The sequence below is a fragment of the Cupriavidus sp. MPR-AND1C genome, from assembly GCF_058809705.1.
This window is the reverse complement of sequence record NZ_JBXASU010000069.1, coordinates 1-21,110: the sequence shown is the minus strand read 5'-3', so window position 1 is coordinate 21,110 and position 21,110 is coordinate 1. Positions and strand designations below refer to the sequence as shown.

The 21,110-nt window shown below is 62.3% G+C and carries 22 protein-coding genes and 1 pseudogene; 10 read left to right on the top strand and 13 right to left on the bottom strand.

Features of this window, described 5'->3' with window-relative positions:
* Nucleotides 1-3 precede the first annotated feature (3 nt).
* Together AC1RWI_RS28085 and AC1RWI_RS28080 are read right to left on the bottom strand one after the other, a co-directional pair.
* Nucleotides 4-471: a DUF2271 domain-containing protein gene (locus tag AC1RWI_RS28085; RefSeq protein WP_043345375.1), complete on the bottom strand. Its 468-nt coding sequence runs from the start codon at nucleotides 469-471 to the stop codon at nucleotides 4-6.
* Nucleotides 472-584: 113 nt separating this feature from the next.
* A complete protein-coding gene (locus tag AC1RWI_RS28080) occupies nucleotides 585-998 on the bottom strand; it encodes a PepSY domain-containing protein (protein ID WP_043351604.1) in 414 nt (137 codons plus the stop codon).
* A 143-nt stretch (nucleotides 999-1,141) separates the two neighbouring features.
* Here AC1RWI_RS28080 and AC1RWI_RS28075 point away from each other — a divergent pair, with 143 nt between their 5' ends.
* Both AC1RWI_RS28075 and AC1RWI_RS28070 read left to right on the top strand, forming a co-directional pair.
* Nucleotides 1,142-1,801: a response regulator gene (locus tag AC1RWI_RS28075; protein ID WP_492869944.1), complete on the top strand. Its 660-nt coding sequence runs from the start codon at nucleotides 1,142-1,144 to the stop codon at nucleotides 1,799-1,801.
* A 2-nt stretch (nucleotides 1,802-1,803) separates the two neighbouring features.
* On the top strand, nucleotides 1,804-3,159 hold the full coding sequence (locus AC1RWI_RS28070) for a sensor histidine kinase (RefSeq protein WP_043345372.1): 1,356 nt from the start codon (nucleotides 1,804-1,806) through the stop codon (nucleotides 3,157-3,159).
* A gap of 99 nt (nucleotides 3,160-3,258) precedes the next feature.
* Here AC1RWI_RS28070 and AC1RWI_RS28065 read toward each other — a convergent pair whose 3' ends face one another.
* The 6 genes and pseudogenes from AC1RWI_RS28065 to AC1RWI_RS28040 all read right to left on the bottom strand — a co-directional run bounded on the left by AC1RWI_RS28065 (nucleotide 3,259) and on the right by AC1RWI_RS28040 (nucleotide 7,328).
* A complete protein-coding gene (locus AC1RWI_RS28065) occupies nucleotides 3,259-3,870 on the bottom strand; it encodes a hypothetical protein (RefSeq protein WP_419188880.1) in 612 nt (203 codons plus the stop codon).
* Nucleotides 3,871-4,105: 235 nt separating this feature from the next.
* Nucleotides 4,106-4,651: pseudogene (locus AC1RWI_RS28060) on the bottom strand (ABC transporter ATP-binding protein); the annotation flags it as partial.
* Nucleotides 4,652-5,084: 433 nt separating this feature from the next.
* The gene (locus AC1RWI_RS28055; RefSeq protein ID WP_492869943.1) at nucleotides 5,085-5,615 is read right to left on the bottom strand and encodes an antibiotic biosynthesis monooxygenase; all 531 of its coding nucleotides are present in this window, start codon (nucleotides 5,613-5,615) and stop codon (nucleotides 5,085-5,087) included.
* Nucleotides 5,616-5,719: 104 nt separating this feature from the next.
* Entirely contained in the window at nucleotides 5,720-6,346 is a 627-nt protein-coding gene (locus tag AC1RWI_RS28050) for a hydrolase (RefSeq protein ID WP_492869942.1), read from the bottom strand.
* A gap of 24 nt (nucleotides 6,347-6,370) precedes the next feature.
* On the bottom strand, nucleotides 6,371-6,544 hold the full coding sequence (locus tag AC1RWI_RS28045; protein ID WP_492869941.1) for a hypothetical protein: 174 nt from the start codon (nucleotides 6,542-6,544) through the stop codon (nucleotides 6,371-6,373).
* Between the two features lie 85 nt (nucleotides 6,545-6,629).
* Nucleotides 6,630-7,328 (bottom strand): hydrolase, encoded by a 699-nt coding sequence (locus AC1RWI_RS28040; RefSeq protein ID WP_492869940.1) that lies wholly within the window; start codon nucleotides 7,326-7,328, stop codon nucleotides 6,630-6,632.
* 624 nt (nucleotides 7,329-7,952) lie between these two features.
* On the opposite strand from AC1RWI_RS28040, the gene AC1RWI_RS28035 reads away from it, so the two are divergent.
* Genes AC1RWI_RS28035 through AC1RWI_RS28025 form a run of 3 tightly spaced genes read left to right on the top strand, consistent with a single transcriptional unit; the run spans nucleotide 7,953 to nucleotide 10,211 of the window.
* Nucleotides 7,953-8,972 carry an alcohol dehydrogenase catalytic domain-containing protein gene (locus AC1RWI_RS28035; protein ID WP_043345364.1) on the top strand — a complete coding sequence of 340 codons (1,020 nt, stop codon included), beginning with the start codon at nucleotides 7,953-7,955 and terminating at the stop codon, nucleotides 8,970-8,972.
* Between the two features lie 10 nt (nucleotides 8,973-8,982).
* Nucleotides 8,983-9,279 (top strand): YciI family protein, encoded by a 297-nt coding sequence (locus tag AC1RWI_RS28030; protein ID WP_043345361.1) that lies wholly within the window; start codon nucleotides 8,983-8,985, stop codon nucleotides 9,277-9,279.
* Nucleotides 9,280-9,299: 20 nt separating this feature from the next.
* Nucleotides 9,300-10,211 (top strand): LysR family transcriptional regulator, encoded by a 912-nt coding sequence (locus AC1RWI_RS28025; RefSeq protein ID WP_492869939.1) that lies wholly within the window; start codon nucleotides 9,300-9,302, stop codon nucleotides 10,209-10,211.
* A gap of 128 nt (nucleotides 10,212-10,339) precedes the next feature.
* Here the strand turns inward: AC1RWI_RS28025 and AC1RWI_RS28020 are convergent, their stop codons facing one another.
* A complete protein-coding gene (locus AC1RWI_RS28020) occupies nucleotides 10,340-11,248 on the bottom strand; it encodes a LysR family transcriptional regulator (protein ID WP_043351598.1) in 909 nt (302 codons plus the stop codon).
* Nucleotides 11,249-11,388: 140 nt separating this feature from the next.
* Between AC1RWI_RS28020 and AC1RWI_RS28015 the strand changes: the two genes are divergently transcribed.
* Both AC1RWI_RS28015 and AC1RWI_RS28010 read left to right on the top strand, forming a co-directional pair.
* Nucleotides 11,389-12,579 (top strand): M20 aminoacylase family protein, encoded by a 1,191-nt coding sequence (locus AC1RWI_RS28015; RefSeq protein ID WP_043345357.1) that lies wholly within the window; start codon nucleotides 11,389-11,391, stop codon nucleotides 12,577-12,579.
* A 32-nt stretch (nucleotides 12,580-12,611) separates the two neighbouring features.
* On the top strand, nucleotides 12,612-13,619 hold the full coding sequence (locus tag AC1RWI_RS28010; RefSeq protein ID WP_492869938.1) for a Bug family tripartite tricarboxylate transporter substrate binding protein: 1,008 nt from the start codon (nucleotides 12,612-12,614) through the stop codon (nucleotides 13,617-13,619).
* A gap of 384 nt (nucleotides 13,620-14,003) precedes the next feature.
* On the opposite strand, the gene AC1RWI_RS28005 is transcribed toward AC1RWI_RS28010, so the two are convergent.
* Nucleotides 14,004-15,518, bottom strand: coding sequence for a sulfatase family protein (locus AC1RWI_RS28005; protein ID WP_492869937.1), 1,515 nt, complete (start codon nucleotides 15,516-15,518; stop codon nucleotides 14,004-14,006).
* A gap of 773 nt (nucleotides 15,519-16,291) precedes the next feature.
* Between AC1RWI_RS28005 and AC1RWI_RS28000 the strand changes: the two genes are divergently transcribed.
* The 3 genes from AC1RWI_RS28000 (at nucleotide 16,292) to serB (ending at nucleotide 18,908) form a co-directional block, all read left to right on the top strand.
* Nucleotides 16,292-16,549, top strand: coding sequence for a hypothetical protein (locus tag AC1RWI_RS28000; protein ID WP_492869936.1), 258 nt, complete (start codon nucleotides 16,292-16,294; stop codon nucleotides 16,547-16,549).
* Nucleotides 16,550-17,520: 971 nt separating this feature from the next.
* On the top strand, nucleotides 17,521-17,817 hold the full coding sequence (locus AC1RWI_RS27995) for a hypothetical protein (RefSeq protein ID WP_492869935.1): 297 nt from the start codon (nucleotides 17,521-17,523) through the stop codon (nucleotides 17,815-17,817).
* Between the two features lie 236 nt (nucleotides 17,818-18,053).
* The gene (gene serB, locus AC1RWI_RS27990) at nucleotides 18,054-18,908 is read left to right on the top strand and encodes a phosphoserine phosphatase SerB (RefSeq protein ID WP_492869934.1); all 855 of its coding nucleotides are present in this window, start codon (nucleotides 18,054-18,056) and stop codon (nucleotides 18,906-18,908) included.
* Nucleotides 18,909-18,962: 54 nt separating this feature from the next.
* Here the strand turns inward: serB and AC1RWI_RS27985 are convergent, their stop codons facing one another.
* The 3 genes from AC1RWI_RS27985 to AC1RWI_RS27975 form a co-directional block, all read right to left on the bottom strand.
* Nucleotides 18,963-20,189: a cystathionine beta-lyase gene (locus tag AC1RWI_RS27985; protein ID WP_492869933.1), complete on the bottom strand. Its 1,227-nt coding sequence runs from the start codon at nucleotides 20,187-20,189 to the stop codon at nucleotides 18,963-18,965.
* A gap of 107 nt (nucleotides 20,190-20,296) precedes the next feature.
* Nucleotides 20,297-20,944 carry a hypothetical protein gene (locus tag AC1RWI_RS27980; protein WP_492869932.1) on the bottom strand — a complete coding sequence of 216 codons (648 nt, stop codon included), beginning with the start codon at nucleotides 20,942-20,944 and terminating at the stop codon, nucleotides 20,297-20,299.
* Nucleotides 20,945-20,993: 49 nt separating this feature from the next.
* A partial coding sequence (locus AC1RWI_RS27975; RefSeq protein WP_492382552.1) for a hypothetical protein occupies nucleotides 20,994-21,110 on the bottom strand: 117 nt, incomplete at its 5' end.

The following is a 21,110-nucleotide window of genomic DNA, read 5'->3' as shown; positions in this document are numbered from 1 at the left end:
CGGTTACAGTGAATAGCGGAACGACTTCACATAGCCGCTACCCTTGACCGTCTTGTTCGCGCCCGAGGTGGTCAGCGGCACGACGACCTCGGACGGGTACTCCTTCATGTCCTCGACCGCAGTGTCAATATGGACCTCATATCCGGCGTCGAGCAGCGTGTCGGACAGATCCAGCGTCGCACGCAGCGTCTTGCCTGCGCCGACGCTGGCGCCCGTAATGCCGTCTACCTTTGCGGTGCCGCCCGTGGCGCGATACCAGTCGCGCAGATGCCGGTAGTACTTGGCTTTGCGCCCTGCCACCCATAGCGTGCCCTGGTACCGTCCGGTGCGATCGGTGACATACATGGCAACGTAAGCGCCATCTCCCCCATAGCTCGACAGTTGCGTTTCGAACGAAACCTGACGCGCGGATGCCAGTGAAGGCGCGGCAAGCGCGCCGGCAAGCACGGCGATCGAGATTACGTGTTTCATCGGGATTCTCCTGATTTGGGCAAAAAGGGGGCCATCGCACCCGTCGCATTGGCCTGCCGCTGATTCAGCAGGGGCAACGCCGATGAGGTACGCGGTGCGTCGGCAATAAGGGGTCAGCGGATCTGGACCTGGGGCTTCGCGCCCGGCTTCAGCAAGCCTTCGTGGGGTGCGTCGGCCGGTGGCCTGCCAGTATTCGCGTCCGGCAGGCGTCCGCGTGCTCCGCCGCGGTCGGCGTCTTCACGCTTCATGCGGACGACGTCAAGGGTGACAGGATCAAGTTTTGCCTTAAAAGGCCGGCCATCGGCATCATGCCCCTTGACCTCGTAGCAACCGTCGTCGATCCTGAGCCTGTCGATCTGCCAGCCTTTTTGCTGCGCCATCGTCCGGACAGCGTCACGCGGCTTCCAGGCATTCACTGGCGCCTCGCAATCGTCGCTGTCGTGCGCCTGTGCGGGATGGATGCCGACAGCGCCGACAAGTGCAAACATGGTGAGCATCAGGCTTCTGGCTATTCTCAGGTGTTTCATGACTAACATCTCTCGTTCGCATCCTTGGACTCCACAATGCACCTGAAACCTGAAGCCAAGCTTGCGGGCACAAAGAATTTTCTTCATGTTCGCGACAGGTTCGCGTGGCAAAGTCACGCGAGACACCTATCAGGAAGATCTTAATGAGAGTCCTTCTCATCGAGGATGAGCCTTGGCTCGGGGAGGCCGTTCGCGACCAGATCGAGAAAGACGGACATCCGACCGACTTCGTGGCCAGCCTCGCCGAGGCGCGCCGACACCTTGCTGCTGCTAACTACGACCTAGTCCTACTCGATCTGCTGCTTCCCGACGGTCGGGGGCTCGACTTCCTGCGAGAGCTTCGCGCGCGTGGTTCGACCGTGCCCGTCATCATCCTGACTGCGCTCGATCAGGTATCGAACCGCATCGCCGGCCTGAACGCCGGCGCGGATGACTATCTCGTCAAGCCATTCGACCTGTCAGAGCTTTCCGCACGGGTAGGCGCGGTGTCACGCCGGTATTCGGGCAATCCGAATCCCCTGGTCGAGCTCGGCGGACTCCGTATCGATACGGTGGGGCGCAGCGTGATGCGCGGTGCCGCACGCATCGACCTGACGGCCAGTGAATGGGCACTTCTCGAAGCGCTGATTCAGCATCCGGGAATGATCGTATCAAGGAGCCGGCTGGAGGATCGCCTTTACTCCTTCAACGAAGAAATTGGCAGCAACACCATCGAGGTACATATGAGCCGCCTACGCAAGAAGCTTGGTGCCGATGTCATTGAGACCTTGCGTGGGCTCGGCTATCGGCTGAAGCAGGACTGACCATGCTGCGCAGCCTGCAAGGTCGACTCGCGGCAGCACTGGTTGCAGGGCTCGCCGTGCTGTCGCTCGCGGCCGCGGCCGCTTCATTCTACGTGCTGCGCCACGAAGTCGATCGGATGTCGGACAGTGCGTTGCAGGAAGCGGCGCAGCGCCTGTTGCCACTCGCCATCATGGATATCGTCGGGCGTGATGCGGATGGCGATGACGATGGCAGCCGCCGTATCGCAGCCGTTCGTCCACACGACGAATTGCTGACCTACGCGGTTCGCGATGACAGGGGCAGACTTTTGCTGCGATCGCACGATGCCGATACGGTCATCTTCCCGTCGGATCTGAAAGCGGGCTTCACTTCAACGGCGTCGCACCGGATCTATGCCGAGCCGGGCTTGCAGGGCACGATCTCCCTGATGATCGCGGAGCCGCTCGCCACGCGCCGGCATGCAGTGATTGAAGCCGCGCTAGCGGTCGCCAGGGTCCTCATCCTGTTTCTGCCGGTGGGCCTGTGTGGCATCTGGCTGATTGTCCGCACCGGGCTACGGCCAATCCGGCGCTTCTGCGACAGCATCGCTGCACGTGGGCAGAACGACCTGACACCGCTCGAAAGAGAGGAACTGCCGACGGAGGTCGCACCGATCGCCGACGCGGTCAATGACCTGATGGCTCGCCTGGACCGCGCGCTGGCCGCGGAGCGTAGCTTCACTGCCAATAGCGCGCACGAGTTGCGCACACCGATTGCCGCAGCCCTTGCGCAGACGCAGCGCCTCATGGCCGAAGCGCCTTCCGACCGAGTGCGAGAGCGAGTACAAAACATCGAACGGGGGTTGCACGCGCTGTCGCGGGTCAGTGAAAGACTCATGCAACTGGCGAAGGCGGAAAATGGGCGCGTGCTCGGGGACGCGCCGCAGGATCTTCGACCAGTACTGGAACTTGTAGTCGAGGATTTTCGGCGCGTGGCCTCTGCGAACCCGATTCAGCTTGACCTGCCCGACCAGCCCGTTCCGTCGTGGATTGATCAGGACGCATTTGCCATTGTCGTGCGCAATCTGGTCGAAAATGCCCAAAAGCACGGCTCACCTGGGCAAACCGTGGGGATTTCGCTGCTGGCCACCGGTTCGCTCACAGTGAGGAATCACGGGCCGGTGCTGCCGAACGATGAACTTGATCGTCTGACAAAGCCTTTCGAGCGTGGCGCGACGGCAGCCAAGGGCAGCGGACTTGGCCTTGCTATCGTCGAAGCGATTGTGCGCGGCGCGGGTTCGTCCCTTGAGCTACGCTCCCCGGTTCCGGGCTGGCAAGACGGCCTGCAAGTAAGCATCGACCGTTTGCTTGTTGCGCCAGCGATGCAGAAGCGCGTGTAAGCGGGCCTGGCGACTTCGATTGCGATGCGTTGTACCGGACACCCGCGGCTCGACCGACAGGCACCCCGAATCGGCTAGGTTCCGACGCACGTTGCTTCGTCACGGTGGAGAAGATAGTCTCCGTGAGCGTCGCCAACGTAAGCGTCGCTCATGCAGCAGGCATACCCAGTCCACTCTTGTGAAAAGGTACACGGCCGCCAGAAGAAGCAGCTGCGAAAGAACGAAGTACAGGCCGAAATAGGCCCCATCAACATCCGTGTCCAGATAGCGCGAGCCCACTTGGGCCAGATGCGTCCACATGAAATAGCTGATGAGGCGTCCGGCAAAGAACGGCAGTCCAATCATCCAGAGCCGCATCCCTGTGAGGCCGTAGGCAATGAAGAGATAGTTCGAGGGGAATGGGCTGAAGGCATAGGCAAGCATGAACCCCATTGTCATGCTTTTGCGGCGCCCCAGCCACTGACCAACTACATCAATGTTCCGCCTGTCATCCTCACGCATCCAGCGCTGGCGCACCAGTGTAAAGGCCATCTGAGCCAAAACCAGGCGGCCAGTAGTCGCTGCACATGCCGCAGCAAGCGCCAGAAGCGCGGGATTGGCCTCCGGCAGTGAAAATCCTATCCATGACATCACCATCCAAGTCGGCGGTGCAAAGGCGGGCATCAAATTCAAGCCAAAGACCACGACGGCAAGGACAAGCAAGCCTGCGATATCGCTCATCCCCGTCCTCCCAAGACAAAATCAAACTCATCTTATTGCGCGCAACGCAGCCGCAGTATGGCATCGAGTCCATAGAGGAGCCGCTGTAAGTTGCGCGCGCTCGTCTCGTCCGGCCCGTTCGACGGCAAGACGGCACCAGCACGGCGCGCGACGACCAGCGCCGCGGCAGCAACCTGGGCGCGAAGCCGCCACAACGCGCGCGATAGCATAGTGAAGCGCGCGGCTACATTGCAGCGATGGTTGTGTTATGGATGATAACGGCAGTGATTGCCCCCTGCTCCGTATTTGCGCGCTGAAGAACCTCAAGTACAAGCCTCCCCGTGCTGTAGTCCAACGCTCCAGTCGGCTCGTCGCAGAGAAGAATGTCTGGTTGCTTGACGACGGCCCGGGCAATGGCGATGCGCTCCTGTTCTCCGCCGGCGAGTTGCGCTAAAAAGTGGTCCTTGCGCGCCGATAGCCCTACCAACTCAAGGGCATCGAGCGGATTCATGGGATGTTCGGCAATATTGGCCACCAGTGCGACGTTCTCCAGCCCCGCCAAGCTCGGAATCAGATTGTAGACCTGAAATACGAAGCCGACGTGTTCGCGGCGGCAGAGGATAAGACCGGCCTCATCCGCGTGTGCCAGGTCATGCTTCCCGTATTCGACGGTCCCGGACGTCGGGCAGTCCAACCCGCCAAGAATATGCAGCAACGTCGATTTTCCGCTTCACGATGCTCCCAACAGGACGACAAACTCCAGGTCATAACGGTCAAGGTCCACACCGCTCAAAAAGGACGGGGCACGGGGCGTACATGACCATGTTCGCAAGGTAGCTGATGAACCACTCACAGATTTGAGCTGGATCAAAGAAGCTGTAAGCGCAAGAAGCCGCGCTATACGGCCGGAGAGTCATGAAGAGACCATGATTAACCGGCTGGGCCGCGCCTCCGGCCGTTCGGTGGCGCACACCGGAGATCCCGCCACCCTCATCCGGTTGGCACCATCGAGTAGGGTAAGGGTCTGGCCGGGAGCGCCATGGCGCAAGGAGTTCCCCTGGTTACGCCAGAGCAACAATTTCCTCCTAGATACCTCGAGGAAGTCGCAACAGGATATGACCACGGTTCCACGGACGCCCGAAACAAATGTTAGCAAGCCGAGCAATCCATCACCGGCAGGGGGCAGGCTTTCTCTATGTCCGGCAGTGAGATAAATTTGGCCGTGGCTACGCGGCGTCATAAGGTGGCGCCATGCTCGGCGCACGCATGACGACACGCGCAAACGCAAGGCGCGCGGCCTGAGCGCCGCTGCAGCGCGCAAGCACCGGCACGACGCCCCATGGCACGACGATGCTGAGCGGCAGGATGGCGCTCCACGTGATGAGCCACTGCTTCCACGCGGTTGGGATCTTGACCTTTGCGTTCTTTGGCGTGAACCAGAAATCGAGGCCAGTCCTGATCTCGTGCCGATCGCCCTGCCGCAGCGATGACCACATTCTCTCAACATATTGGCGGCGCACATCGGATTCCATCCAGGCGTCGAGGCTCCTGAAGTCGGCGAAGCGGACGATGGTCGCATACTCGCGGCTCGTGCCGACCGGACGTATCACATCGGTGCTCAGGTAGCCGGGAAACCTGGCGCTTGCGGCTCGGATGTCCGCGAGCCACGCTTCATACTGCTCGGCGGCGTCGGGCTCCACCTCGTGGACAATGATGCTCGTCACGATTTCCTGCGGATCGACGGTAGTCGGGTTCATCGCGATTACACTCCCGGCAGAAGTGGGCGCTTTGCTGACGGACTCGGAACGCCGATCCATCACCTGGCAGCGCGCAGAGCGTCAAACGCCTGCATTGAGGACGTTCATGTCGGTTTGATCATGTCACGCGCATAGGCGAGGCCCGTGCCATACCCGCCGCCATGCTCGACCACGATCGAGCGAGCCTTCTCATAGGTGTCATGACGGGTCCAATCCCTCTGGAATTCGAGAAGGACCTGGAGCCAGGAAGTCATGACTGCGCCGGCGGAAGCCATCCGTCGCAACGCAAGATCATGGCTCGTTGGTGTCAGCCCACCGCAAGCATCGGCCGCGACGTATACCTGATATCCCTCGGACAGCGCTGAAAGAACCGGGAAGCTCACGCAGGCCTCCGTCAGCATGCCCGCGATGATCAGCGTACGCTTTCCGGTAGCCGTAATCGCGCCGCGCACCGCATCGTCTTCCCAAAGGTTCATGTTGCGGCGCTCGATCGGCGTGACGTCTGGCAGCACGTCTCTGAAAGCCGGCATCAATGGGCCGCTGTAGACCTTCGAGGCCGAAGTGGAGACCACAACCGGCAAGTCAAAGGCGACCGCCGTCTTCGCGAGCGCAAGGCCATTGCTGCGCAGAATCTGGGGGTCTTGAGAACCCGCGGCGAACGCAAGGCCCGCCTGTTCATCAACGAGGATCAAGGCGCAATCGGCGGGGTCGAGCAACGGTAGTTTGGACATGGGAGTTCTCTTGTTCATTCTTGTTCATTTGAGACCGCGATCTGTTCTCATGCCGCGATCTGCGATCAATCCGCCCACCGCCAGCGTGCCGGCGAGGATGCCGAGAGAAGATGACGTATGGGCATGCTTCAAGAATCCGCTCGCGAACGCGAATACGGCGAACTCCCACTTGCTGGCAATCTTCCTTACGCGCTTCATCGTCAGTCGGGATTGAAGTGGGCTGTTGGCCCGGTCTCTGAAATGACTGGACGTCCCTTGGATCGTCCAGCCCGCGAATGCAGTACTAGCGCTCGATCACCTGCGCATGGACCGGCGCCAGCGACTCGTGCTTCGTGGCGGTGCGCTGCTCGGCCTTGTGGACCATCGTGTAGGCGTAGTCCACGCCCATGCCGTAAGCACCCGAGTGTTCCTTGGCCACCTTCATGACCGCGTCGTACGTGTCACGGTTCTTCCAGTCGCGCTGCCATTCAAGCAGCACCTGCTGCCAGGTCACCGGCACCACGCCAGCCTGCACCATGCGCTGCATCGCGTAGTCGTGCGCTTCCTTGGTGGTGCCGCCCGAGGCGTCGCCCACCATGTAGATCTCGTAGTTGCCTTCGAGCATCGCGCACAGCGCGAACGTGGTATTGCAGACCTCGGTCCACAGGCCGGCGACAATCACCTTCTTGCGGCCGTTGGCGGCCAGTGCGTCTCGTACCTTCTGGTCGTCCCATGAGTTCATCGAGGTGCGCTCGAGCGTCTGCTTGCCCGGGAACACGTCGAGCAGTTCGGGGTAGGTATAACCCGAGAACGAGTCAGACTCGACCGTGGTGATGGTGGTCGGGATGTCGAAGATCCTGGCCGCCTTGGCCAGGCCGACCACGTTGTTCTTCATGGTCTGGCGGTCCATCGACTGCACGCCGAAGGCCATCTGGGGCTGATGGTCGATGAAGATGATCTGGCTGTTGTGCGGGGTCAGGACTTCGAGCTTGGCGTTGGACATGGCGCTTTCTCCGTTCTATTTCATTCAATTTGGTTGATGTTTTTTGGCAGCGAACATTTGTTGTTGCGCTGCCATTGACGTAACTATAGCGGCGATAGTTTTACTAAAAGTGATCCAATCAAGGACGCATCATTCAAATATTTTGAATTCATGAATCCGCTGAGCAGACACCCCGGAGTACGGTGAGGGATATGACTACTCCTCTGCGTCTGTGCTAGACCGTACGCGGTCATCCTCAGGGGGGGGTCATATCCTTCAATGACTGGATATGTTCGTGCGATAGGGTGTCGATCCAACCTGGGCGGTGCCGGGTGTCATGGTTCCTGCTTCCACTGCACGATGTGGGATGTTGGATGTTGGTAAGCTGGCTTTGCTTGAGTATCTTCGCAACGCGTCTGATATACCAATCATCCTTTGGTATGGTCGATCGGCTCGGCCGCGCGCCGTCCACATGGCCGAATACGGATGTCGACGTGATCTGGCTCGATAGGCGAGTTTCGTTCGGCATGACCCGGGCGACTTTTGCGCACGACCGAATTCTCTTCTGCAGCCGATCCACTTTTTACTCGGGGGGGCGCACCGTACAGTGACTCCGCTGTCTCATCACCACAGTTCGGAGTTCAAATGAAAGCGGTACAAATCCAGAAGCACGGCCCTGCAGAATCTCTTGCCATCGTCGATGTCGACATGCCGGCCCCGGGGCCAGACGACCTCATCATTCGGGTCCATGCGGTTGGCGTCAATCGCCTCGATCTTCTCCTGCGTGAAGGCAGCGTATTCCAGGTACCCTTGCCGCGCATTCCCGGCACGGACTTCGCCGGAGACATCGTGGACGTTGGCGTCAACGTCGATAGCAGCCGCATCGGCGAGCGCGTGTTCGCGGCCCCTATCCTGTCATGCGGCCAGTGCGGCCACTGTCTGCGTGGCGAAGACAACCTCTGCAGCAGGTTTGGTACGGTCGGCTCGACCATTGATGGAGGATACGCGCAGTTTGTCCGCGTCCCTGCCCGCAATGCCATGGCATTGCCTGAGCAGATCGACTACGTCCGCGGCGCGAGCTTTGCCCTCACCTACGCTACGGCCGCGTCAATGCTGCGTCGTGGCCGGCTGGCACCAGGCGAATGGGTGATGATCCTGGGCGCCAACGGTGGCCTTGGGTACGCCGCAGTAGAGCTGGCCAGTGCCATGGGCGCTCGGGTGATTGCGATCGGCCGCACAGCCGATACCGACGAGGCGTTGCGCCGCGCTGGTGCTGCCGCAGTGGTGCTGGCAGGACCGAACATGGCAGAGCAGGTGCGCGAGCTGACGGGCGACCGTGGCGTGGATCTCGTATTCGAGCACGTGGGTGCGGTCACTTTCGAGCAATCGGTAGCGTCACTTGCCATGGACGGTCGACTGGTACTCGGCGGAGTGACGACCGGCACAGAGGCGCCGATGGATCTGAAGGCACTGTTTACTCGCCGCCTGGAGATCCTGGGTTGCCGGGGCAGCGGTCGCAGGGACCTTGAGCATGTCCGAGATCTCCTGATGCGGGACCTTGTCAGACCCCAAGTCCAACAGGTGATGCCCCTCGAGCAGGCGGCACAGGCGCATCGGCATCTCGAATCCGGCGTGAGTCTCGGCAAGATCATCCTGACTGTTTGAGGAAGGCATCATGTTCATTGTACTTTTGCACTACGTTCAACCCCTGTCGGCAATCGACCCGCTCATGCAGCAACATCGCGACTTTCTCGACCGGAACTATCGCACCGGTCATTTTGTGGTGTCGGGCCCCCAGATACCGCGCATCGGAGGTGTTATTCTGGCGCGAAATCTGGATCGCCCGCAGCTGGACGCGGTGCTGGCAGAGGACCCTTTCTACCGCGAACGGCTGGCGCGATATGAAGTCATCGAGTTCAATCCCAGCAAATTTGCTGACGGTGCCGAGCACCTGTTCGCGCCGGCCAACTAACAGCCAACGGAAACGCAAGCATGGACATGCTGGCAGCGATGCGCGTCTTCCAGAAGGTGGCCTCGACGCTGAGCTTCACCGACGCCAGCGAGCTCCTGGGCATCGCTGCTTCCAGCGTGTCCCGGCAGGTCGATGCGCTCGAGGCCCATCTGGGCGTCAAGCTCTTGACCCGCACGACCCGCCGGTTGACGTTGACGGAGCCCGGCCATACCTACAAGGAACAGTTGGACACCCTGCTGGCTGAACTGGATGCCGTCAACGAGAGCATTGCGTCGTTCGCCGATGCACCTCGCGGGCGGCTTAAGGTCAGTTCGCCCCGCGTCTTTGGCAAGCGCTTGCTGACGCCACTGATTCCGTCGTTTCTCGAGGCATTCCCAAAGGTCACGCTGGAGTTGTCGCTTACCGATGACTATGTCGACCTGGTCGAGACCGACACTGACCTGGCCATCAGAATAGGAGCGCTTGGCGACTCCAGTCTTGTCAGCAGACCGCTTGGGCGCTATCGGCGGCTGCTCGTGTGTCACCCTGACTTTCTGCGGGGGCGAACGGCACCGCAATTGCCTGCAGACCTGCTCAATCACAATTGCTTGCGCTACCGTCGCTCCGGAGAGCGGGTTGCCTGGACCTTTGCGAAGCCCGACGGCGAAGGATGTATCGAAGTGGCGCCACAAGGCGATCTGGTGGCCAACGCCGTGGAGGTATTGCTGGAGAGCGCCCTGGCCGGATTGGGCATCGCTCTGCTGCCATACTGGCTGGTTCGCGACGCGCTGGCTGCCGGGCGGCTGGTTCGGTTGCTACCGGACTTCCCATCGATGAGCACATTGCAGGACGCCGGGATTCACTTCGTCTACGCAATCAATCGACGGCAGTCACGCAAGGTGCATGCTTTCATCGAATACGTGATGCGTCATACGGCGACATTGCTTATCTGAACGTTGAAAAGCCTGTTCCCGTTGTGCACCTATGGCGCCGACCTCCGTGTGCGCCGCTGCGTGACATATCCGAGCTAGCGTCTCGCCAGACCGAGTGCTCTCGACGCAAACGCCCCGAACCGCTGACGTCAGAGCTTCGGAAACGCCTTGACCACGTGCCGCAACAGACTGCTGGCGACCGGGGAGAGCGGCCGTCCGGCTCGCGTGACGATGTGGATCCGGCTGTTGTTCAGGATTGGATTGGCAAGCGGCAGCGATACCAGATCGGCAAACTGTGCGCCCTTGAGCGGAATCGAGCGCGGCGTCATGATGTAGCCGAGCCCCATCGCCGCAAATTCCCACAGCACCTTGAACGAGTTGGTGACGAGCATCGGCTTCAGGGTGATGTGCTCGTCCAGCTCCGCTGCCTGCACGTGCTTGCGCACGCCGAACGACTCGACCAGCGCCGCGCCCTGGTGCGGCGCCAGTTCCGCCAAGGTCAGCGCGCTGCGGTGGCGCGCCAGGGGGTGGCCCTTGCTCACGTGAACACGGATCGGGGACAGCCGCGAATAGTGCGAGCGCAGGCGCGCGTCGTTGGGCGGCTGGAACACCAGGCCAATGTGTGCCATGTCCTCCACGATGCAGCGGACCGTTTCCTCGGTCCCGGCCACCCGGACGTTGTAGGTCACGTCGGGATGCCCGATCAGGAAGTCGCGCAGCACCGGCTCGAGCACCATGTCGATGAAGCCCTCGCCAAAGATCAGCTCGATGTGCCCGCGCTGGGCGTTCTTCAGGCTGTTGACCTCGGCGAGGAATGTGTCGTGCAGGTCCTGCTGGCGGCGGGCGAACAGGGCGAGCATGTGCCCGGCGTCGGTGACGACGACGCCCCGCCCACGCCGCTCCAGCAGCGTCAGGCCCGTGTCCTGCTCCAGCTTGGCCACGGCGCGGCTCACCATCGACGGGTCCACCGAGAGCACATCCGCCGCGCCGCGCACCGACCCCGTCTCGATGATCTGGAGCAGGCAAAGCGCCCGCTTCCGATCCAGCACGTCTCCCATCCGTTCTTCCATGGCACCGACATCTCAAATGTTGTGGCTCGAATGTTGTCATTTATACAACAATTCGCCCCTTCGGCTGTCATGGATGCGACGGACACATCTGCAGATAATGGCGTGAATCACCTTGATCGACGACCACCATGACCGAATCCGCCCCCGCCCACTTGAGACGATCCATCGAGGCCATCGAGGCCATCGCGCCAGAGTTCGTCGCGATTCGCCGCCAGATCCACGCGCATCCCGAGCTGGCGTTCGAAGAGCGACGCACCGGCGACCTCGTCGCGGAACTGTTGACAGCCTGGGGCTACGAGGTCCATCGCGGCCTGGGTACGACCGGCGTGGTCGGCAGGCTAAGGAAGGGCCTGGGAACGCGGACGTTGGGCATCCGCGCCGATATGGATGCGCTGCCTATCCAGGAGAAGACGGGGCTGGACTACGCCAGCACCCTGCCCGGAAAAATGCACGCCTGCGGGCACGACGGCCACACGGCCATCCTCCTGTGCGCCGCGCGGTATCTGGCCGAGTCCGTCGACTTCAACGGGACGCTGAACCTGATCTTCCAGCCCGCCGAGGAAAACGAAGGCGGCGCGCTGCGCATGCTGGAGGACGGTCTGTTCGAGCGCTTCCCCTGCGATGAGATCTACGCCCTGCACAATGCCCCCGGCCTGCCGGTTGGCCAGATCGGCCTCATCGCCGGTCCGGCCATGGCCTCGTTCGACCGTGCCACGGTGACGCTGACCGGCCGCTCGGCCCATGGCGCCATGCCACACCATGGCATCGACGTGATGCAGGGCGCGGCCAGCATGGTGCTCGGACTGCAGTCCATCGTCAGCCGCGAGATCGACGCGCTGAAGTCGGCGGTGATCACCGTGGGCTCCATCCAGGCGGGCGCAACCTACAACGTGGTGCCTGAGAGCGCGACGATCAAGATCGGGGTAAGAGCGCTCGACCCCAAGGTGCGCACCTACATCGAAACGCGCCTGCGGGACTTCGTCGCGGCTCAGGCCCAGAGCTTCCAGCTTCAGGCCGAGGTCGTCTACGAGCGCAAGTATCCGGTGCTGGTCAATCACGACCGCCAGACGGAGCGCGCGCGGGAAGTGGCGGTCCGGCTGCTGGGTGAGGACAACGTCGTGTCCCGCGGACCCGTGATGGGCAGCGAGGACTTCGCCTGCATGCTGGAGCATCGCCCCGGCGCCTACATCCGGCTCGGCAACGGCCTCGGCCAGGATGGCGGCTGCATGGTCCACAACCCCTTGTACGACTTCAACGACAGGGCCCTGCCGGTGGGCGCAGCGTTCTGGGCCAGCCTGACGCAAAGCTACCTCGCCTGACAAATTCAATAATTCAATAACGGGAGACAACCATGACCACACAGACGCGCCGCCGCTTTCTCCAATACGCCGGCCTGACCGCAGGCTCGACGGTACTCGCCGGCCTGCCCGCCTTTGCCGAGCAGACCTTCCCGAGCCGGCCGCTGTCGCTGGTGGTTCCCTACCCCGCCGGCGGCGCCAGCGATACGTCCGCGCGCATCTTCGGGGAATCCATCGGCAAGAGCGTGAAGCAACAAGTAGTCGTCGAAAACTACGGAGGCGGCACCGGGCTGATCGGTGCCAACAAGGTGCTGGCCGCGCCGGCTGACGGGTACACCTTCTTCCACGGCTCGATCAACGAAGTGTTCCTCTCCCCGCTGCTGAACCCGGCGGCCCGCTACAAGCCTCAGGACTTCATGCTTGCCGCCCCGATCAGCGACGCCAGCATCGTGCTCCTCATCCGCAGCGGCATCCCGGCCGACTCGCTGGACAAGTTCCTGGACGTGGCAAGACAGAACAAGAGCAAGCCGCTGACCTACGCGACCGTCGGCATCGACTCGATCTATCACCTGATGGGCGACGCACTCGGTGCCCGCATCGGCGCGCCCTTCCTGCACGTGCCCTACAAGGGCGCGGCCCCCGCGCTGCAGGGCCTTGCCGGCGGGGAGGTGGATTTTGCCATCCTGCCCTACCAATCGAGCTTCGACAGCATGCAGGAACAGGGCCGGCTCAAGGTGCTGACAAGCTTCTCCAGGTCGCTGCCCGCGCCGCTCAAGCATATTCCGCTGATCTCGCAAAGCCGGCAGGTCCCCGACTTCGAATACGCGATCAGCGGGGGCTACTTCGTCAAGCAGGGCACACCTGCCGACCGGATCGCAGTACTGCGCAAGGCGATCGGCGAAGCGCTGGCGAAGCCGGAGATCCGGTCCAAGCTGGAAGCCGAAGGCCGCGCGGTCGCGCACCCCATCGACAATCAGGCGCAGGCGAACCAGCTCTTCGACCAGTACATGGGTCGCGTTTCGCAGCTTATCCGCGGCGTGGGGCGCAAGACTGCCGCCTAAGGCAATGCGGATCAAGTCCTCCGATTCGTGAGATGAAGCGTTATTTGAAGAGTCACAAGTGCAGAAGGAGATGTCATTGAATGTACCGTGGCCTGAACGGCCGAGATAGTTTGCGGATTCAACCGGTCGAGCAGTCGCTCCTTTAGCCATCGCCACCACTCGACCGGAGCCACGCCAAACGGTGCAGTGCGTCCTCCTCGGCCAGGTCGATGGAATGAACCCGGCCCCCCTCCGGACGAATGCACCCACCATCTCCGCGCCGATTCCGCTTCCTCCATCAGCGATGGCGACGGTCCTTCCTTTAAGGCTCGGGTAAATCGCGTGAGACTTCAAGACTTCCGTTGGTTGGCAGTCACCGCCGATAGAAAATGAAAGCGTGCTGCGTCAGTACACCCATGTGGTTTCCTTTTTGCACGAGGGCAACTGCTTGGCGAAGCGGCGCGGCCATAACGGCGGCGGCAATGTTGCGCGCCAAGCGGTAATCTTTGAGACGAGATGTTGGGCGATCTCGGGGTGGTCTTTTGAAATGTCCTTCAGTTCGGCTGCATCAGCCTCCAGGTCATAGAGTTCGACCTGGTTGCGCTTTATCGATTGCCACAGCTTCCATTTGCCCTCACGTGCAGCAAACACTGGGTCCTGCCCCCAAATAAGCACACGCGGTTGCTCGGATGTCCTTCCCTGCGCAGCAGCGATCAAATTCAGCCCCTCCAATGGCTCCGCCGACGGCAGGTCGATGCCGGCGGCCGTTAATACTGTAGGGACCACGTCAAGACTGGAAACCGGCGTGTCGACAGTCCCCACTGCCGGCATGCCATGCGGCCAGGAGATCAGGAACGGCACGCGAATGCCACCGTCGACGTAAGTGAACTTCCCCGCGCCTAGCGGATGGGAGCAGTCGCAAGCACCCAGTTGCAACGGACAACCATTGTCGGAGACGAAGATGACAAGGGTGTCGTCACGCGTGCCCGTTCTCTCAAGTGCGTCCAGGACTCGCCCGATACCATCGTCCAACGCGGAGATCATGGCGATTTGGGTACGCCGGATCGGGTCCTCGATTCCGGCAAAGCGATCGTAGTAGCTCTGCGGAACCTGAAACGGCCAGTGCGGTGCGTTGTAGGCCAGATAGAGAAAAAACGGTGCATTGCCGCTGGCGTTGCGATCAATGTAGTCGACAGCTCTGTCGGTCAGGTCCTCAGTGAGGTAGCGGCGTTGGTTGCCCACCGGCGTGGCATCGGGGCCCATTACGATAGCCGCGGCAGAATTTCGCTTGAACGCCTTATCGCGCTTGGATGGCGTTGTAACGATTCCGGGGGTGCCGGGATCCGCGTACTGAGCCTCGCCGCCAAGGAAGCCATAGAACTCGTCGAAGCCGCGCCTCGTCGGATAGAACTGCGGCGCAAAGCCGAGATGCCATTTCCCGATTGCCGCCGTACGGTAGCCGTGGCCTTTTAGGCGATCGGCGATGGTCGTTTCCGTTAGCGGCAATCCTTGTTCGGGATTGGCATCGCCGTCGTCGATGTTGTAGTGAAATCCAATGCGCTGCGGCATGTGCCCCGTTAGCAGGGCCGCGCGCGACATCGCACAGACGGAAGCCGCCACATAACCGTTGGAAAAGGCCGCGCCACGACGGGAAATCCGGTCAATGTTCGGCGTATGCACAGCGTTGCGCCCATAGGCGGACACATCAGGCCATGCCAGATCATCTGCCACGATGATCAGGACATTGGGGCGCTTTGCAGGAAACTGACTGGCTGCTGACGGCTCTGAGCGCGTCTGCGCATGTACAGGACCGGCGTTGAGCAACACCCCGAGAAGCATCAGCAGCGCAAAGGCGCCATAGATGCCGAGACGACTTGCTCCCGATTGGTAGCGACAACGGACTGGCTTGTGCAGGCTCATGGAGGATCTCCGCATTTGCGAACTTGTATGAGTAAAGATGCGCGCGATAAGGAGCCTTCTGCACCGTCGCGCCGCCGTCGACGTAGTCAATTTGGACCGGCGTATAGCCAATGCGCATCGCATTCACGTGCAGGGTCTCTCCCGGCCTGAGCGGAATGACTTCGCCGCCATAGACGTTCCAGTTTGGCGGCATCGGCCGCTCGTCGCCGACTTTGGCGAAGCCCTTGCCTCGGCTTCGCGGGCGCGCGCGTCGGGATCCGCGCACGGGACATTGAACGGCGACGCCGGTGGCCGAGGCGGTACGGGATCCGCAAGCACACAGAAATTGTTAGGAATCAGGAGATCCCATGGATTTGCTGCCGTCATAAGCCTGCCTCACAAGCACGAGATCACTATGCGCCGCCATCGTGCGGCAGAAAGGGGGCAACCAGGAAGGCTCACGTACTCACCGTAATTTGCCCGCGTGGGTTTCCGCCCGCCACTAAATTATCCGCTCGGATAATTTATCAACCAGTTTGATCCCATGTCAAGTGCGAATTTCCTCTCCCGGCCCCAGTACAAACCATGATCCTGTCGGCGACGGGGATTCGCTTTCGTTGCGACTTCGCACACGCGGAGAAAGAGTACATAGCGCCCGAGCCGGGTTCGGAAGGGTTTTCACTGGATGCGGTCAAGGAATACATCCACACCTACGTCCGGTACTGTGCGCGCCACCCTGAACACGCGCGCCTGATGATGCAGGAAGCCAACCGCGACTCGGCGCGCCTCAGTGGATGGCGCAGAAGTTCATTCGTCCGCGGCATGACCAAACAGTCACGCCGATCAGGCATGTGACCACGTTGACGGCAGGACTGAAAGAGATCGATCCCCTGATGTTGCTGTACATGATCACCGCCATCGCCCAGGTTCCGTATTTGCTTACCTCGGAAATGCGGTACGCGCATGGAATCAATGCAATGCGCAAAAAGGCAAAATTTCTGACAGGCCCACGGCCATTGCCGGCCCTCGCCAGGCTGCACTCCCGCGCGTGATCGGATGCTATGAACCGCCCCGGATTTTGAGGAGCCCCCCTTGAGAGAATGGAACTCCTCAAAACCCGGGGCGGTTCAGCGGGCGAGAAGCAGTAAGCAGGGCCCTACCCTGAATCGCTACAGCGCAACAATTCTAGTGGCGGCGAATGCCACTACCCAATGCGTGAGAATCGCCGCCACCAACGCCACAACTAGCAGGCCGGTTCTCTCAACGCGCGTGCTCAGCATAAACCCCAACACGCCAAACAGAACCGGTGGAACGGGTATCAACAGAATCAAGCCAAACAGCATCCGTGCATCAGCAGGGCACACGTCTATTCCAACGCATGTTCCAGGCCGTGGCGTGCATAGCCGCAGGAACGCGTCACAGAGGTACGCATCAATGACGGAAGATCCGACGACACTAGCCAAGCCGACGCCGGCGAATGCGGCCGTCACGACGAAGCGCCACCTGCTCACTTGATTTCCCAAAAGAGTATCTCCGTCGATCAGCCGAGGTCCGACCATCCATAGTGGGTGCCCGGAAGGAACGCATCCAAATGTCGACGGGCTGTTTGTCTTCCTGCATACGATCTCCCTCAGGATGGGTCATGTGCGCGAATGCGCCTCCCCCATTTGGACGTACTGCATCACTGAAATCAATGAGACAGGTCGGAATCTGTGCTGAGAATCTTCTTTCTCTGTACCGCACATTTCCCACATGGCATCTGAGATGCAGTACCGACCGCCCCGACACAAAGCGCCACTCAACAATCGCGCGCTATACTCTCTCGTCGCTGCAACCACAGCGACCGGGGTTGGAAGCCCGAACAAAGGCGGACCGCGCCACCGCCTGGCGTTTTCATTGACAGGAGACCGCACCATGCGCCTCTTTGCATTCGACCATTCCGGCTTCCCACCCGCATGCTCAGCGTTACCCCTTTCCATCACCGTCCTCCGCAAAGCGCGAGCAAAGCACAAGGAGGCGCCCAATGGATAACCCCCGCCAGCACACCCGCCACGGCCTCACCGCCGAATACCGCAATGCGGATATCCACCTGAGCATGCGGGTGCTCTGCGAAACCCCACTGAGCCTGGCCGTCGAGAAATCGGCCCAGCTCTGCGCCCTGCTCTTCCTGGCCAGTGACTATGCGGAATCCGGCGTCTTCGGCGACCTGAACCCGGAGATCCAGAACCGGGTGCTGTCGCTGGCCGCCGGGCTGGCGCATGAGACGCTGGTGCTGAGCGAGCTGGCCGCGCAGTGCGAAGCTAACGCGCAAGTGGCGTAGTGCGATGTAGTGCGATGTAGTGCGATGACGGCTGGCCTGCGGGCCGGCCCCACGCCTCGACGAGCACGATAGAACACATCCGCCCGCACGGATTCCGCCTTGCAGCCGCTGGCGCTTTCGGGCGGCGGCTGCGCCGCATGGGCGCGGGCATATACAATAGCGGTCTTCGCCGCCGCCGCGGCTCGCATCCCGCATTTACCGCCATCGGCCGCCCGGCCCGGCCCTGCATTCGCGCCATGTCCCTGATTCTGCAAAGTCCCGCCCCGCTGTCCGCCAACGATATCGACGCCGTCCGCGCCATCGCCCAGGCTCCCACGCTCGCGCTGCGCGCGCAGACCGTGGCAGCCGCCGATGCCAGCGCCGTGCTGACGCCCGCCCTGCGCGAAGCGCTGGACGCCTACTGCGGCCCGCGCAGCATCGACTGGGCCATCGTGCCCGCCGGCCGCAAGCTCTCGGACTTCAAGCTGGTGGCGATGGATATGGACTCCACGCTGATCACCATCGAGTGCATCGACGAGATCGCAGACTTCTGCGGCCTCAAGGCGGAGGTCTCGGCGATTACCGAGGCCGCCATGCGCGGCGAGATCACTGATTTCAACGAGAGCCTGCGCCGCCGCGTGGCCCTGCTCAAGGGGCTGGACGCCAGTGTGCTGGACCGCGTGTATGAAGAGCGCCTGCGCCTGTCGCCCGGCGCGGAAACCATGCTGCGGACCGTGCAGGCCCTGGGCATGCGCACCCTGCTGGTTTCGGGCGGCTTCGTGCACTTCACCGATAAACTCAAGCCCCGCCTGAAGCTCGACGTGACCCGCGCCAATACGCTGGAGATCGTCGATGGCAAGCTCACGGGCCAGGTGCTGGGCGAGATCGTCAATGCCGACGTCAAGGCCCGCACGGTGCAGGAAGTGTGTGCGCAGATCGGCGCGGATCCGTCCCAGGCCATCGTCATGGGCGATGGCTCCAACGACCTGAAGATGATGGCCGTGGCCGGACTGTCGGTGGCCTTCCGGGCCAAGCCGGTGGTGCGTGCGCAGGCCAGCGTGGCGTTCAACCACGTTGGGCTGGATGGCTTGCTGCAACTGTTTGCGCACTGACGCCCGGCCGAAAAAGGGCCGCCCCGGACACCGTCCGGGGCGGCCCTTTTCCTGTCATGCCACCAGCTGCGACTCCATCGCGCCACGCAGGTCGGCGATCAGGTCGCGGGTGTCTTCCAACCCGATATAGAGGCGCACCAGCTCGCCTGTGTTCTCCCAGCCAACGGGCGGCCAGCTGCCTTGGGGCCGCATGGTCTGGACGTGGTACGGCAACGCCAGGCTATGCGCGCCGCCCCAGGACCAGCCGATCGCGAACAGGCGCAGGGCCTCGACAAAGGCATCGACCTGGGTACGCGTGTAGCGTGCGTGCAGCACAATCGAGAACAGGCCGGTGGCGCCGCTGAAATCGCGCCGCCAGAAGTCGTGGCCGGGGCAGTCCGGCAGCGCCGGGTGCAAGACCTTGACCACTTCCGGGCGCTGGGTCAGCCACTCGGCCACTTCGCGCGCGGCGCGGTCGTGCGCCGCCAGCCTGACCGGCATGCTCGGCAGCGAGCGCAGCACCAGGTAGCAATCGTCTGCCGACACGCCCCAGCCCATCAGCATGCGGGCGCGCTTGATGCGGTCATGGAGTTTGTCGTCGGTGCTCAGCACGGCGCCCATCAGTACATCGCTGCCGCCCGACTGGTACTTGGTGAGCGCCTGCACCGAGATGTCGATGCCCTTGTCGAACGGCCGGAAATACACGCCGGCGGACCATGTGTTATCGATGGTGGTGAGCACCCCGCGCGCCTTTGCCGCGGCCACGATGGCCTCGGTGTCGGGGATTTCCATCGTCACCGAGCCTGGCGACTCCATCCAGATCAAGCGGGTGTTGGAGCGGATCAGCCCGGCAATGCCTGCGCCGATCATGGGGTCGTAGTACCGGACGGAGACGCCGAAGTCCCGTGCCAGCCATTCGCCGTGCTCGCGGTTGGGGCCGTAGACGTTATCCGGGACGAGCACGTCGTCGCCCGACTTGACCAAGGCGAAGTAGACCTGCGAGATCGCAGCCAGCCCTGACGGCAGCAGCAGCGCATGGCGCGCGCCTTCGATCAGCGCGAGGTGCTGGCACAGCGCCTCGCTGGTGGGCGTAGCATGCAGGCCATAGCGCCAGTAGGTGGTGGCACCGTCGCCATGCGCGCGCAGCTCCGCCAGGTTGCGGAACACCACGGTGGAGCCACGATGGGTAGCTTGGGAAAACGAGGCGAAGCCCGGCGCGATATCCAGCTCTGGCTGGACGGCCACGGTCGCCAGATAGGCGGGTTGGGAAGCGGGCTGCTCGGGTGGCTGGCGGTCGGACACGGCGATTCCTTGTCTGGCGATAACTCAATGAACGTTTGAGCTTACCAGCATTCGGGTGCGCGTTGGCCTACCTGGCGGGCCTGCCCCTGTCCACCTCGGCTTGGGCGCTACCGGCCGGAGATCGAGGACTTCGGTGCGGGCGGGGCGTAGGTAATGCCGCTGTTGGGGGTCATGTCGAAGGGCGGGATCACCAGCACGCCCAGTGGCCGGATCATGAAGGGGAGCACGATGGCCGGATTGACCGGGTCGGTCCAGTTGCCGTGCACGATGCCGGCATCGTCGATGCTGCCTTCCCAGTTGCCCGTGACGTGCGTGCCGTCATTGGACTCCTCCATCAGGAAAGCGCCGTTCTCGAATTCGCCGGCCAGCAAGCGCACGCCGCCAGCACGGCCAACACTGTACTCACCGCGCACGCTGTCGCGCTCGTCGGGCTTGGGGCCCAGGCGCAGGCGCACCGGCTGGTCGCCGAGCGTGCCCACGTAGACCGGCAGCGAAGCGTACTCCGGCCGCGGCGCGAGCGCCTTGGGCACGGGCCCGGTTGAAAGCTGCGCGCCGCGCCGCGACTCGCCCTCGCGGATGGCCTGGTTGATCCCGAAACCCTGTACCTGGCTGGCATCGCTGGCGGCATTGGCGGTGCCGGGCGTGCCCGTGGACAGCTCGGTACCGCCGGCGGCCAGTGCGGCGCCGGCCAGCGTTGCCGCGGCCAGCCCGGCTGCCAGGGACAGGGACAGGGAAACGGGAAGTGACAAGGACATGGATAAAGGCAGGGACAGAGTCGCTACGCGCCGCAAGGCAGCCTCAGGTTCAGAGTCGTTCGAAAATCGCCGCGATGCCCTGGCCACCGCCAATGCACATGGTCACCAGTGCATAGCGGCCTTGCACGCGTTGCAGCTCGTACAGGGCCTTGACGGTGATCAGCGC

Bases quoted from the DNA above. Each gene is read 5' to 3' on its own strand.
- AC1RWI_RS28050 (WP_492869942.1), bottom strand. From the start codon at position 6,346: ATGTCCAAACTACCGTTGCTCGACCCCGCCGATTGCGCCTTGATCCTC.
- AC1RWI_RS28055 (WP_492869943.1), bottom strand. From the start codon at position 5,615: ATGAACCCGACTACCGTCGATCCGCAGGAAATCGTGACGAGCATCATT.
- AC1RWI_RS28045 (WP_492869941.1), bottom strand. From the start codon at position 6,544: ATGAAGCGCGTAAGGAAGATTGCCAGCAAGTGGGAGTTCGCCGTATTC.
- AC1RWI_RS28020 (WP_043351598.1), bottom strand. From the start codon at position 11,248: ATGGGAGACGTGCTGGATCGGAAGCGGGCGCTTTGCCTGCTCCAGATC.
- AC1RWI_RS28075 (WP_492869944.1), top strand. From the start codon at position 1,142: ATGAGAGTCCTTCTCATCGAGGATGAGCCTTGGCTCGGGGAGGCCGTT.
- AC1RWI_RS27980 (WP_492869932.1), bottom strand. From the start codon at position 20,944: ATGTCCTTGTCACTTCCCGTTTCCCTGTCCCTGTCCCTGGCAGCCGGG.
- AC1RWI_RS28030 (WP_043345361.1), top strand. From the start codon at position 8,983: ATGTTCATTGTACTTTTGCACTACGTTCAACCCCTGTCGGCAATCGAC.
- AC1RWI_RS28070 (WP_043345372.1), top strand. From the start codon at position 1,804: ATGCTGCGCAGCCTGCAAGGTCGACTCGCGGCAGCACTGGTTGCAGGG.
- AC1RWI_RS28005 (WP_492869937.1), bottom strand. From the start codon at position 15,518: ATGAGCCTGCACAAGCCAGTCCGTTGTCGCTACCAATCGGGAGCAAGT.
- AC1RWI_RS28000 (WP_492869936.1), top strand. From the start codon at position 16,292: ATGGCGCAGAAGTTCATTCGTCCGCGGCATGACCAAACAGTCACGCCG.
- AC1RWI_RS28025 (WP_492869939.1), top strand. From the start codon at position 9,300: ATGGACATGCTGGCAGCGATGCGCGTCTTCCAGAAGGTGGCCTCGACG.
- AC1RWI_RS28015 (WP_043345357.1), top strand. From the start codon at position 11,389: ATGACCGAATCCGCCCCCGCCCACTTGAGACGATCCATCGAGGCCATC.
- AC1RWI_RS28085 (WP_043345375.1), bottom strand. From the start codon at position 471: ATGAAACACGTAATCTCGATCGCCGTGCTTGCCGGCGCGCTTGCCGCG.
- AC1RWI_RS27995 (WP_492869935.1), top strand. From the start codon at position 17,521: ATGGATAACCCCCGCCAGCACACCCGCCACGGCCTCACCGCCGAATAC.
- AC1RWI_RS28040 (WP_492869940.1), bottom strand. From the start codon at position 7,328: ATGTCCAACGCCAAGCTCGAAGTCCTGACCCCGCACAACAGCCAGATC.
- serB (WP_492869934.1), top strand. From the start codon at position 18,054: ATGTCCCTGATTCTGCAAAGTCCCGCCCCGCTGTCCGCCAACGATATC.
- AC1RWI_RS28035 (WP_043345364.1), top strand. From the start codon at position 7,953: ATGAAAGCGGTACAAATCCAGAAGCACGGCCCTGCAGAATCTCTTGCC.
- AC1RWI_RS28010 (WP_492869938.1), top strand. From the start codon at position 12,612: ATGACCACACAGACGCGCCGCCGCTTTCTCCAATACGCCGGCCTGACC.
- AC1RWI_RS28080 (WP_043351604.1), bottom strand. From the start codon at position 998: ATGAAACACCTGAGAATAGCCAGAAGCCTGATGCTCACCATGTTTGCA.